The sequence below is a fragment of the Carboxylicivirga fragile genome, assembly GCF_050589805.1.
GTDB classification, from domain to species: domain Bacteria; phylum Bacteroidota; class Bacteroidia; order Bacteroidales; family Marinilabiliaceae; genus Carboxylicivirga; species Carboxylicivirga fragile.
This window is the reverse complement of record NZ_JBNGOY010000001.1, coordinates 207,410-220,214: the sequence shown is the minus strand read 5'-3', so window position 1 is coordinate 220,214 and position 12,805 is coordinate 207,410. Positions and strand designations below refer to the sequence as shown.

Sequence of the window (12,805 nt, the reverse complement as noted above, 5' to 3'; positions counted from 1 at the left end):
TACTGTAATACTTTTTCTGTGTACTCATTTTTCTAAGATATTATTTTGGTCTTAATATCTCTAAAAAATCGTCCGTGTAAATTTAGCAACTCCAGCATCACGATTCGCTTCTTTCTCTGACTTAGCTGCTGCAATCAGCTCTTTCTGTTCATCGGATAAGGATGCTCTGAATTCTTCACGATTTTCTTCACGGTGGGCTTTAATTGCCTCTTTTTGCTCATCTGTTAGTGTACTGCGTAAAGACTCCCGATTGGCCATCACACTTTCTTTATTGGCATGACGCATTGCTTTTTGGTCTTCAGAAAGCGATTGGCTAAATGCTTTTCGTTTTTCTTGTTTACTTAGTTCCTTATTTTTCAAAATAGCCAATTGTTCTTCGCTCAAGGTAGCTTTGAAAGCTTCATGATTGGCTTCTTTTTCAGCCTTATGCTCGGCTACCATTGTTTTTTGCTCTTCACTTAAAATAGGACCGTTACCTGCTTCCTGTGCATTGGAAAGAATAACAAATGACAATAAAAACAAGGTGCTAAATAATGATTTTAATAAATTTTTCATGATGTGTATTTTTTAGTAATGGATAAATAATGTTGTTTACTTCCATACCGAAGCAGATACTATTTACCCTACTAAAAAATGCATAAAACTTTATTTTGCTTGTGTAAGTATCTCAATAGTAGATGGATATTTTTCTTGTAAAATTACAGGAGGAACAGAGCTCTGACTTAATATTTGCTTTTAAAGAAAAGAAGCATGATTAACAATAAGCTTAATACAACTTTTACCTGCCAATAGGGAATGGCTATTGCTATTAGTGCGATTACAATAACTGTTTTTAGTTGTTTGTTGGAGCGCCTTTCAGCCTTTGATTTAAACTGAATGAGTTTAAGCGTTCGGTTCTCCATATCCAATAAAAACACACCATCATTTTCCACTACATAATCGTATTCTAATAATTGTCGGCGCGTATTACGGTTTGATGCATTGATAGCGGTATTACCACTTTTTACTTCAACAATGTACTTCTTTCCGTTTTTCTTAACGATGTAATCAGGTTGAATTTCGGCTGTTTGCAGTTCACCATTAACCTTGTATCGATGTTCGTAGGAGCTTTGATAATCAACTATCGTATATCCCTTACTTTTCAGGAATTTCTTTGCTTGTAACTCTAATTTATTACCGCGCTCAAAACGTTTCTTTACCTGGCGTAACTTATAATATTCCCTTAGTTTATATCTGCTAATTAGGAAGATTAGCACAGTGATAATAGCAGCCAACAAAAGAAACACCACATGATTTTGATTAGTATAATCAAAGCTTGATAGAATGTCGATTTTTAACATGTTATCAAAGGTAATAACACTGTCGCAAAAAAAATGAGATATGCTTATTGTTTCTATAGGTTGATTGGTAATCGCTATCATTTCGAATTCGCATTAATAATTTTGAAGTAATATTGCTGTGGATGACCACAAAAGCTACTTAATAGTTTAATGGTGACAATATGTGATAGATAGGTGTGATTGTGAGAGTGTAATGTTATGAGCTTTGCATTGCTTTTTAACCAGATTATAAAAAAAGTTCATTTTTTTTGTAACGCTTATTCAAATTTGGAATCCTTAGGGTAATAAGAATCATTAAACTTTAGAAAAATGAAAACGATTACCAAAATTACCCTAAGTTGTTTATTTATTTTAGCATCTGTACAATTATTCGCTCAAGAGCTGGATATCAAAGTTGAAATTATAGGAAAAGGAAGTCCCATTGTATTTCTCCCTGGTTATACTTGCCCGGGAGAGGTTTGGACTGATATTGTAACACCACTTGCAAATGAGCATGAATGTCATTTAATTACATACCCAGGCTTTAATGGTGTAGCCGCTCCTGATACAATGTGGTATCAAACAGTGACTGATCTTCTCGAAAAATACATAAGTAACAATTTTGAAGAGAAACCAATTATTATAGGCCATAGTGTGGGAGGTTTGTTTGCTATGCAGCTAGCAATTAATAACAGTGATATTTGCTCAAGGCTCATTTTGGTGGATGCATTATCAGCTATGGCAGCGGTTATGATGCCTGGTGTACCACTTGAGAACATTAGTTCAGATTCGCCTTATAGTAAGAGCATATTAGCCATGAATGACGAACAATTTAGTGGGATGGCTATACAAATGGCTTCATTTATGACTAAAAATGAGGAAAAGAAAACGCTTATTGCAGATTGGATGCAAGAGGCCGATCGTAAGACTTATGTTCATGGATATACCGATATTTTAAAGGTGGATATCAGAAAAGAACTTTCAAAAATAACGGTACCTGCTCTTGTTTTAGCTGCTGTGCCAATGAGTATGGAACAAACACAACAGATAATGGAAGATCAATACGCGGAATTATCGGATAAAACGATGGCTTATGTCGAAAATTCAGGTCATTTTATTATGTTTGATCAAGAAGAATGGCTTATATCCCAAGTTAAATCATTTTTAAAGTAAGCATGCCTGGTCAATTAGAATTTGAAAAGATATATAGCGAATTTTATCCAAAGGTTTTCCGTTTGTGTGCTGCGCATGCTTCGGGCAGAGATGAATGGGCTAAGGATGCAGCTCAAGAAGTGTTTATATGTGTTTGGAACAAGTTTGATACCCTAAAAGATCCGAAAGCAATTTCAGCCTGGATTTATAGGATAGCCTTTAATACCTGTATGAAACGCTTAAAGGATAAACGTAAGCAAGCAATACCAGCAGATACTTTGCCGGAGATAAGCTATTCACCGGAAGAATCGAAAGACGCACAAGAAATGCTTGCTAAAGTTTACAGAGCCTTGGATTATATGAAGCTTGAGGAGAAAAACCTGATGTTATTACTTCTTGAGGGCATAGAGAACGAGGAGGTGGCTGAAATCCTTGGCTTGTCGAGGGCTAACCTACGAGTACGGATACATCGAACAAGAGACAAACTAAAAAAACTACTAGAAAATGAACGAGTTTAACGATATACAAAATCTCTGGCAGCAACAGCAAAAAAGTCCCGCTTCTAGCGTAGAGGAAATAATTAATAAAGCGCTCGAACAGAAAAAGAAATCGTCGCGAAAGCAAATGGCTACTATTCTGGTGTTAGTTACACTTACTGCTATAATTGCTGGTTTATGGATTGTTACACCTTTGGGCAATATGGTAAGTACAGGTTTGGCCATTATGTTTTCTTCAATTTTTGTACGTGTTACCGTGGAAGCTTATAGTTACAATCGATTAAAAAACATAGATATAGATGAGCTTAGCGAAGTTTACCGAAACAAGATCAAGTCGTTTTATAAGTTTCGAAAAAACCAGGTCTCTGTTGTAACAATTGTTTCAGTTGTATCTTACATCGCTGGTTTTGTTATTATGCTGCCTACATTTAAAGCGACCTTACCTCATTGGTTTTATATTTACATTATTGTGTTTTTGATAGTGGCCATTCCAGTTGCAACATATTTGTTGGTAAAACAAGCAAGTAATGAGATAAAGGATATTAAGGGAATTATTGATGAAATTTAGTTTCATCCATTAATTTTTACCCTTGTAGTAAAACCAATCAAATAAAGCGCTGTTTTTCGATTGCATACCATTACTGCTTGCATAAACACCTATGCCTGGTCCGTTAAATTGTGCATTGCCTTGATCATCGGCAATCACAAGCATACTTTGCTTTGATCCGATTGGGTTTAATGAATGTTCAGATCTTCCATAGCTAAATTGTACTTCAAGATCGTTTGCTTCAACATGAAGGTATACTTCTTTATTTTTATAGGGTATGCGCGCTATCTCTGACTGTTTACCTTTGAAGGATTTAATGAGGATAAGGGAATTTTTACTTTTTATTAGTTGATAATAATTTTCGTTGGTTCGATAAATTGTTAAGCCTGCTATTTCATTGCTCTTATTGGTATCGAAACTCATTTTGGTATTCGCTTCAAATTTGTGATGTTTGATACGCTTAAGAAGTAACGATGAATTAACGAGACTATCCATAACTTGCTTTCGTAAGTTCAGCTTTAGATTTCCGTCTTTTAAGCTATAAAATGAATCTTTTGTTGTACGAATGGTGCACCATTCCATATCTAATTGATCGTTATTAAATTGATCTTTATCCGATTCCTTTCTTATTGGTGTCCATGGTAAGTTAGGTCTGTCTTGCTCCAAAAGAACTTTACCTTGGCCTGGATTAAAAATTGGCGTATGGCCTTCAAACTCGACTTTGGCAAGAAATGTCTCTCTGGCAAGTGTTGTTACCTGATCAATACGTCGTTTCCCCAACATTACGCACCACCATTCACCTTTTTGTGTTTCAATCAGATCGCCATGTCCTATTGCATGTAGAGGGTAATCTTCTCCCAAGTGACGATGGCTTAATACCGGATTGATATAATCGCTAATGTAGGGTCCGTTGATCGAATCGGAATGATGAACGGACAGGGCATGGTACATTCCGGTACCACCTTCTGACACCAATAATAAATACTTACCATTAATTTTATAAAGGTGAGGACCTTCAGTATATGAAGCATTGTTAGCATGACCATAGGTCAAATAGTGACGTTCACCAACCAGCTTATTCTGTTCTAAATCTAATTCTTGATTATACACTACTTTTTGTGTTGGCCAATCTTCTTTCTCAACATCTGTCATGCCTGTATAATAACACTTTTCATCATCATCCCAAAAAAGAGACGGATCAATTCCAGGTGCATCAGGTAACCAAATGGGATCGGACCATGGACCAGCAGGATTAGTCGCTGTAATATAAAAGTTCATTTTGCAAGCTACACAGGTATTAATGATGTAAAACTTACCATCGTGATGACGAATTGTAGGTGCAAACAGACCTAACTTATCTGGTAGCCCGTCAAAACTTACCATGTCAGGACGATCAATAGCATTGGCGATTAATTTCCAATTAACTAAATCCTTACTGTGATAGATTGGTAGACCCGGATACCAAACAAACGAAGAGTTGACCAAGTAATAGTCATCATTCACCCTACATATTGAAGGATCTGGATGATATCCCGATAATATTGGATTATTAAATTTTGATGGAACTGATTGTCCAAAAACATTGAAAGTTATTGTAAGCCCGATAATGAATAATATGAACGAATTTAAATGCATATTGATAAGGATTGAATAAAAGAAGTCCGTCTTTAATTCTATAAAAATACAATAATAAGCTTAAAATCAATACATATCTATGAGTGTGGGATTCTTCATAAAACGATAAGTGAATACACCAAAAGGTTTCTGCAATAAATTTGTTTCTATAATTATTTAAACTTTAATTTTTACAAGATCATTATTAGTCCTACTTTCGGTTTAGAAAAACTAAAATTACATTTCTATGAAAGTTACACTAATGATTGCTGTATGTCTTTCTCTATTCGCTACGTCATGCCAGTTTAAACAAGGAGCGGAGGGAAGTTCAGATTTAGGTGACACCATTCAAACAGCTAGTGGTTTAAAGTATTTATATTTGAAAAAGGGGGATGGGCCTAAGGTTGTATCCGGAGCTAAGGTTGGTACTTTGTTAAGCCTAAAAGTTGGCGATTCAGTTGTGTGGAATAGCTTTGAGGAGCCTGATTCACTTTTTTCCTTTACAGCTGATTCAACACGCCTAATTAAAGGCTTCACCGAAGTAGTTTCTTATTTGCGACAAGGCGATGAGATTATTGCAGTTTTACCTGATTCATTGGCCTATGGTGCAAAAGGTGCAGGAGATGTTATTCCGCCTTATGCTACTTTGGTATATGATCAATTTAAAGTGGTGAAGGTTGAGTTGCCAAGTACCACGAACAGCGAGCATTCGGACGAGAACAATTAGACTACAAAAACATTTAAATGGAAAATCTCACAAAAATCAATAACCCTTTCATCGCAGCAAAAGGAGATGAATACCATTGTTTTGGCTGTTCTCCAGATAATAAGGCAGGTTTATTAATGGAGTTTTATACCGACGGTAGTAAGGTTTATGCAGAGTGGACTCCAACTAAAACCTTTGAAGGCTATCATAATGTGGTTCATGGCGGTATTCAATCAACCATAATGGATGAAATTGCCAGTTGGACAGTTTATGCTTTATTGGATACGGCTGGCGTAACTCAAAAGATGACTGTGGATTATCATAAATCCTTATTCTTAAGTCATGGTGATGTTAGAATCGAGTCGGAGGTGAAAGTAAATGATGGAAAGACGGCTACTATGTACGTGGAAGTTAAAAACTCCAAAGGTGAGCTGTGTTCGAGTGCCGAAGTAGTTTATTTTTTATTTCCTCCTGCTGTGGCTCGCCGTAAATTCAATTATCCGGGTAAGGAGGCTTTTTTAAAAACTCTTTAGAATGATAAAATGAACAGAAAGAAAAAGCACCATTTATCAGAACAAGATGGTGCTTTTTAAATCTTATTATGCTAATTTTTTGAACGAAATTACTGCACACGTTTTAAATCAATAGTCATAGTAACTACCTTTTTCCCCATTTCAGGAAAACTATCATCTAAATTACTGGTTTCAACATGCTTTAATATCATATCAGTTTCATTTAGTAATAATACCTCAAAAATCGATTCATATTCTTTTCCTGAATCTAAGGTAAGTGTTCGATTATTAACGTCTAATACATACCTTCCGTCATACGGCGCTATGAGCTGCATTGAGGCATTATAAGTATCGTCTTCTCTTAATATTAAATTTAATGGAAAATCCATAGTTCCCAATAGAATTTCAAGTGCGTCTTCGGCTTCTTCTTTGGTAAGTCCACCATAAGTCGTATAGAAATCAATAATATTCATTCCATTTACATGCGTTTGAATGTCAATATCAACTTTCTTCCACTCGCCTACAATTGAGGCTGTAATAGGATTTGCTTCATCATTCTTTTCGCAGCTGGTCAATGTAAATAATAAAAGGCCGATTGTAAAAAATAGTAAACTGAATTTTTGATTCTTCATAATTTAATTAAAATAAGGTTTGATATCGTATATAATTAGTACCTATTAATATAATGTTGTAAAATAAACATAGTACTCTAAATTTTGCAATGTTTTAGTAAATAAAACTTTGAGGATCGCTAAATGTCAGTAAATTCAGTCTAATAGTATCTATTCTTATGATAAAAATAATGCGTAAAAATAAAAGTAGAGCATTCTTGATATTAATAAGGACTGGATTTGGCGTATAAATGAGATAATTATTGTAGCCTTACTCAACAAATAAAGCAAACCACTGTTTCTATTGTATAGGGAATAAACACAAATTTTTAGAATGAAAATAGTAAGTTACAACGTAAAGAACTTTAGACAGATAGAATATATGAAGATGCTTCCCGAGGAGGTGAAGCATGAAATAGAAATTGTTTCGAGGGTACTTCCATTTAAAGCCAATAATTATGTAATTGATTATTTAATTGATTGGGCCAATTATGAAACTGACCCATGTTATATACTAACTTTTCCGAATAAGCATATGCTTAAGCAGGAAGATTATAATGAGATTAAAGAAGCGGTTGAAACGGGTTTGCCTGAAAATGAGATAACAAAAATAGCGAATAAGATTCGTTTGAGTTTGAATCCTCATCCTGCACAGCAAGAGTCTAATATTCCTTCGCTTAATGGTGAACCCTTACCAGGCGTACAACACAAATATCGCGACATAGCTTTGTTTTTTCCAACACAGGGACAAACATGTCATGCCAATTGTACTTTTTGTTTTAGGTGGCCACAATTTGTGAAAGATCTTGACTTGCAGTTTTCGATGAAAGAAATTGATCGTGTATGCGATTATTTCAAGCAACATGAGCACCTGCACGAGTTGCTATTTACTGGTGGCGATCCAATGATTATGAGTCCGCGTACAATAAGTAAGTACATCGATAAAATATTTGAGGCTGATATTCCGAACTTAAAAACCATTCGTTTTGGTACCAAATCATTAACATGGTGGCCTTTTGTGTTTTTACCAGAGTATAATGACGAAGCACAGGAGATGTTGGATCTCTTCAAGCGAATTGTTGACGGAGGTTTACACTTGTCAATAATGGCACATTTCAACCATTATCAGGAAATGGAGACGGATGCTGTACGACAAGCGGTGAAAAATATACGAGCAACAGGGGCGGAGATACGAACGCAATCACCATTGCTCAACAACATTAATGCATCGGCCGATATTTGGGCTGAGATGTGGGACAAGCAGGTAAGTATGGGCATGATACCATATTACATGTTTATCGAACGAGAGACAGGGCCATATCAATACTTTCAGGTGCCATTGGCAAAAGCCTATGATATTTATACAAAAGCTATTCGTAAGACCTCTAGTTTAGCTAAAACGGTTACAGCGCCATCTATGTCGGCAGCTATGGGAAAAGCGCAAATACTAGGTGTTCAGGAAAATCCCTTAAACGGTGAAAAATATTTCAACATACAATACATTCGTCATCGCGATTACAAACAATCGTATAAACCATTTTTGATGCATTACGATGAAGAAGCCACCTGGATTGATCAGTTAAAACCGGTTGAAAAGGTGGAGTTGGTGAATGGATAAATATACGAAATGAACTTGTCAAATATTCTACCCCTAAGTCCCCCTAAGTCCCCTTAAGGGGACTTAGGGGTAGGATATCAATAAACTTCTTCCAAATATTGATTATTGATTTTTAGGGCTTTAAAACTATTATTGCCACCCTCGGCTAATATTTGTTTTAAAGTATGACGAACAGATTTTGCTAATTTATCCTTGCTTCCGCAAACGTATATGATAGCGCCCGCTTTAAGCCAGTTTTGTAATTCTTCGCCTTCTTTTTTTAATACATCACTAACGTAAAATTTTTCTGCCTGATCGCGTGAGAAAGCAGTGCTCAGCTTAGTCAGAGTACCTGACTCAATAAAGCTATTTAAATCATTCTGATACAAGAAATCACTGGCTTTATTTCGTTCTCCAAAAATTAGCCAGTTTTTCCCGGTTTGAGTTTGACGAGTTTGCAAGAAACTACGAAATGGTGCAATACCTGTTCCGGCACCAATCATTATTATTGGTTTAGTACCATCTTCAGGTAAGCGAAATTTATCGATGGTCTCAAGGGCAATGGGTACCTTATCGCCCACATCAAGGCGGTGCCAAAGAAACGAAGAACACACCCCATTGCGCACTCGGCCCTTATCCTCATTTTCGATAATTTTAACCGTAATATCTACAGTATCGTTATTTTTACTTCTGCTGGATGCAGCCGAATAGAGACGTTGAGCCAATTTACGTAGTATCGATAAAAATTGAAGTTCTGAAATATCACCTTTAAAATCGCGAACCAAGTCGAGCACATCATTGGTTTCGGCATATTTGTCGAGCTTTGCGTTATCCGCAACTAACTCGTTTAATGTATTGTTATTAATAATATCGGCATATTTTTGAATAACAATAGGGGTGAGGAGCGTTAACTCATAATCGTTAATAAGCACCTCTTTTAATAGGCGAGTATTATCTTTTTGTTTTACGGCAAAGGCTCTGTCGAAACCCAGTTCATTCAACAACTCATCAACAAATAATCTGGAGTTGGCGCCAAATACACCAATGGCATCGCCCGGTTCGTAATCAATATTACTATTCTTTAAGGAAAGACTTAGGTGCAGCACTTTTTTAGTGGAGTCAGCTCCTGTTAGCATTCTTTTCTCCAACAACTCGGCCTTGTAGGCGTTCTCTGTTCCATCCTCAAGGTCCAATTCAAAAATAAACTTATCTGAAGGTCGTTGACTCGCTTTTAAATCTATCTGAAAAATATCGATAGCCTTTTTTACCCATTGTTTTGCAGCATCTTCAAAATCAATATCACACTTGCCAAGCTCTAATTTACGTTGGCCACCCAATTCTTCTAATCGTTTATCAATATCCACACCTGTTTGACAGTAATAACGGTAACTGCTATCGCCCAAACCTAATACAGAATAGTTACATTTTAGTTTATCCTTGCTTTGATGCACATACTCGTAAAAACTCTCGGCCTGAACAGGAGGTTCACCTTCGCCATGCGTACTAACGCATACGAGTAAATTATTTATTTTACCCAACTCATTGTAATCAATGGTTGGCATATCAATAAAGACAGTGTTTAAACCAAGTGTAAGGGCATATCTATTGGCTAAATCGGCAACAGCTTTGGCATTACCAGTTCTACTACCGTAAACAATATGCAGGGTATTCTTATAATCAATCATTTTTAATCACTTTTATCAATCTGAATATTCGTTATACTATAAGGTATAAAACGATAAAATGTTGATGCCAAAAGTGATTTTTATTGGTAATAATCTTTTATGCGCTGAATTCATTGCCAATCAAGTTGCAAGCTAAGTATCTTTAATTCACCATAGCAATCAGAGAAATTGTTTTAAACAGTGATAAGATAGCCCCCACGAATTGAAATAATTATCACAAATGGTTCCGCTATGCGAAACTAGGAACTAATGTGGCGATAGTGTTAAGTTGTCATAGGTCAACTTATTATATGGATGCATGTCTAGCACTCTTGACGAGGCTCTTGTAAAAAAAAATAGCTTAAAAATCCAATAGGTCTTTTGCTAGCAGTTGCTTTTTAATACGATTGTGGCTTTGCCAAAAGTTGTTTTCCAATTGTTCCATAAGCTGGTCAAACTCTGGATCATCTTTGATATTATCTACCAATGGATCCATCGGAATAAAGAGTATTATCCAGTATTGAAAATTTTCTTCTTTACTAAATAGTCGAAGGTGTTCAAAGGCTTTGTCAGGCTTGTTTAGGTATGAGTAATATAAAGCCAGGTTTAGATGTGTATAAGTTGATTCATCTGTCTCCAGGTAGCTTTTAAATTGAGACATAAATTGATTGGCTTCATCATTAAAACCCATTTTTTCATATACCAGGCCGATTTCAGCTGTTTTATGTACGTATACATCCAACTGTAAAGCCTCTTTAATAGCTATAAATTGCTTGAAGTAGGAGTAGGATTCTTCCCAATCGCGCATGTAATAGCAAGCATTGCCAATTTCTTGCATAATGTCAAAACGGCTGGGATCTTTTTCCAGAGCCTCAATTAAAAGTTCTTTGGTTTGTTTCAAATCTTTGTGCTTGGCGTAAAGTATATAAGCCCTTACATATTCGGAGAATAAATTATTGGGATTATTAGCCAAGGATTTATTGATGGCCCGAATGGCTTCATCGGTGAAGCCTGTTTGAATGAGGGCATTGCTCAAATGAAGATAGGTATAACTTGCCGTACTGGAGTCATTGGATGCAATATCTAAGCTAACGCCCTTAAGAGCATATTCCAGGTAAAGTTCAGTGTTTGGTATATGAGTTCCATATAAATCAGATAAGGTGTTGATAACTAATGCTGAATTCGGATTGTATTCCAGAGCTTTTTCCAGATATGTAACAGCCTGGCCGTATTCGTTATTATCAATGTAATAGAGTGCTTTGGCGGTTAAGCCTTGAGCTAATTTGGGGTTATGCAATAGTGCTTTATCGGCATAATAATTAAGCGAATCCGAAAAGACGGTTCCTGCCTCAAACAGATCAACGTAATAATAAGCCAATGCCAATGCTGCGTGGGCACGTGCAAATTCAGAATCAAGTTCAATGGCTTTATGAAGGTAGGGAATACCAGCATAAAGTCCCTCTTTGCTTTCTTCGTTCAGTAAATCTATACCTTGCAGAAATAGCTCATAAGCTTCAATGTTATCTGTTGGTAGCTGCGAAATACGCTCCTCTTCCTCGGGGCTGATGTGAACTTGTATTTGATTAGCAACTTGTTTGGCTACTTCTGTTTGAATATCAAAAATATCATTGATCTGTCGGTTGTATTGCTCACTCCAAATATGATCGTCAGCTCTGGCTTCAATTAACTGAACACTTAAGCGAATATTATCACCAATTTTTTGACCGCTGCCTTCAATAAAATAACTCACATTAAGCTCTTCAGCTATTTCCGGAATACTGAGCTTACTGTTGCGATATTTCTCAACCGAAGTGCGACTAATTACCTTTAAACCTTCCAATTGTTGAAGGTTATCAAGTATCGACTCCATCAAGCCATTAACGATATAAACGTTAGTTGAATCATTACTGTCGTTTTTAAACGGCAGTACAGCTATTGATTTTTTAGTTTCATTTTTCTGTTCTGAAAAAGGTGAATAAACGAGTATCCAAATGATTAATGGGACTAGAAAAGCGGCACTGAAAATGATTACCTTTTTATATGCTTTTGACTTTCGTTCATATTGTATGTCCTTTTCAACTCTCGCCTTATTATTCATTTCACCTGGCGGATAACCATAATGCTCGCGAAAACACTTAATAAAATAGGACGCGCTACTAAAACCAACCCGATAAGAAACCTCTGAGACAGTATAAGCATCTTGTCTTAGTAATTTTGATGCCTCATCCAACCTTATTTTACGTATATAAATACTCACCGAATCGCCTGTGTACTTTTGAATTTTACGAAGCAAATTTGATCTACTCATTCCGGCAGCATAAGCCAATTCAGCTACGCCAAATTTATCATTCGATATGTTTTGTAGAATGAGTGCTTTAATCTGGTTTAAAAACTCGTTTTCCATCAGGCTTAGGTAAAAAAAGATTGTTAATACTGGTGTTTGAAGATACAATATTTGCATTTAAAATCGGGAGTGCTTGTTTTTATTTTGATGATCATTTTGATAAGGTATTAGTCGCATTTGCGTCATAGTTGATAGACCTGCGTCATAGTTTTTACAGTCGCTGCAAGTTTTATGTTCTTTGC

The 12,805-nt window shown here is 36.0% G+C and carries 12 protein-coding genes; 6 read left to right on the top strand and 6 right to left on the bottom strand.

Annotated features, from left to right (window positions below; translation table 11 throughout):
• Positions 1–60 precede the first annotated feature (60 nt).
• Both ACRD7B_RS00980 and ACRD7B_RS00975 read right to left on the bottom strand, forming a co-directional pair.
• Positions 61–555: a hypothetical protein gene (locus ACRD7B_RS00980; protein ID WP_430822570.1), complete on the bottom strand. Its 495-nt coding sequence runs from the start codon at positions 553–555 to the stop codon at positions 61–63.
• A 167-nt stretch (positions 556–722) separates the two neighbouring features.
• Positions 723–1,421 carry a hypothetical protein gene (locus ACRD7B_RS00975; protein ID WP_430822569.1) on the bottom strand — a complete coding sequence of 233 codons (699 nt, stop codon included), beginning with the start codon at positions 1,419–1,421 and terminating at the stop codon, positions 723–725.
• 228 nt (positions 1,422–1,649) lie between these two features.
• Here ACRD7B_RS00975 and ACRD7B_RS00970 point away from each other — a divergent pair, with 228 nt between their 5' ends.
• The 3 genes from ACRD7B_RS00970 to ACRD7B_RS00960 are packed head-to-tail and all read left to right on the top strand — an operon-like array spanning position 1,650 to position 3,536.
• On the top strand, positions 1,650–2,492 hold the full coding sequence (locus ACRD7B_RS00970; RefSeq protein ID WP_430822568.1) for an alpha/beta fold hydrolase: 843 nt from the start codon (positions 1,650–1,652) through the stop codon (positions 2,490–2,492).
• Positions 2,493–2,494: 2 nt separating this feature from the next.
• A complete protein-coding gene (locus ACRD7B_RS00965) occupies positions 2,495–2,989 on the top strand; it encodes an RNA polymerase sigma factor (RefSeq protein ID WP_430822567.1) in 495 nt (164 codons plus the stop codon).
• The gene (locus ACRD7B_RS00960) at positions 2,976–3,536 is read left to right on the top strand and encodes a hypothetical protein (RefSeq protein ID WP_430822566.1); all 561 of its coding nucleotides are present in this window, start codon (positions 2,976–2,978) and stop codon (positions 3,534–3,536) included. The genes ACRD7B_RS00965 and ACRD7B_RS00960 overlap by 14 nt, the downstream gene beginning before the upstream one ends.
• Before the next feature lie 9 nt (positions 3,537–3,545).
• Here ACRD7B_RS00960 and ACRD7B_RS00955 read toward each other — a convergent pair whose 3' ends face one another.
• Positions 3,546–5,150 (bottom strand): glycoside hydrolase family 43 protein, encoded by a 1,605-nt coding sequence (locus tag ACRD7B_RS00955; protein ID WP_430822565.1) that lies wholly within the window; start codon positions 5,148–5,150, stop codon positions 3,546–3,548.
• Positions 5,151–5,376: 226 nt separating this feature from the next.
• On the opposite strand from ACRD7B_RS00955, the gene ACRD7B_RS00950 reads away from it, so the two are divergent.
• Together ACRD7B_RS00950 and ACRD7B_RS00945 are read left to right on the top strand one after the other, a co-directional pair.
• The gene (locus ACRD7B_RS00950) at positions 5,377–5,856 is read left to right on the top strand and encodes an FKBP-type peptidyl-prolyl cis-trans isomerase (RefSeq protein WP_430822564.1); all 480 of its coding nucleotides are present in this window, start codon (positions 5,377–5,379) and stop codon (positions 5,854–5,856) included.
• Between the two features lie 17 nt (positions 5,857–5,873).
• Positions 5,874–6,368 carry a PaaI family thioesterase gene (locus ACRD7B_RS00945; RefSeq protein WP_430822563.1) on the top strand — a complete coding sequence of 165 codons (495 nt, stop codon included), beginning with the start codon at positions 5,874–5,876 and terminating at the stop codon, positions 6,366–6,368.
• 89 nt (positions 6,369–6,457) lie between these two features.
• On the opposite strand, the gene ACRD7B_RS00940 is transcribed toward ACRD7B_RS00945, so the two are convergent.
• Positions 6,458–6,979, bottom strand: a complete 522-nt coding sequence (locus ACRD7B_RS00940; protein ID WP_430822562.1) for a hypothetical protein — start codon at positions 6,977–6,979, stop codon at positions 6,458–6,460.
• 313 nt (positions 6,980–7,292) lie between these two features.
• On the opposite strand from ACRD7B_RS00940, the gene ACRD7B_RS00935 reads away from it, so the two are divergent.
• Positions 7,293–8,576, top strand: a complete 1,284-nt coding sequence (locus ACRD7B_RS00935) for a KamA family radical SAM protein (RefSeq protein WP_430822561.1) — start codon at positions 7,293–7,295, stop codon at positions 8,574–8,576.
• A gap of 77 nt (positions 8,577–8,653) precedes the next feature.
• Here the strand turns inward: ACRD7B_RS00935 and ACRD7B_RS00930 are convergent, their stop codons facing one another.
• Together ACRD7B_RS00930 and ACRD7B_RS00925 are read right to left on the bottom strand one after the other, a co-directional pair.
• Entirely contained in the window at positions 8,654–10,240 is a 1,587-nt protein-coding gene (locus tag ACRD7B_RS00930; protein WP_430822560.1) for a diflavin oxidoreductase, read from the bottom strand.
• 340 nt (positions 10,241–10,580) lie between these two features.
• Positions 10,581–12,623, bottom strand: a complete 2,043-nt coding sequence (locus tag ACRD7B_RS00925) for a helix-turn-helix domain-containing protein (RefSeq protein WP_430822559.1) — start codon at positions 12,621–12,623, stop codon at positions 10,581–10,583.
• Positions 12,624–12,805 lie beyond the last annotated feature (182 nt).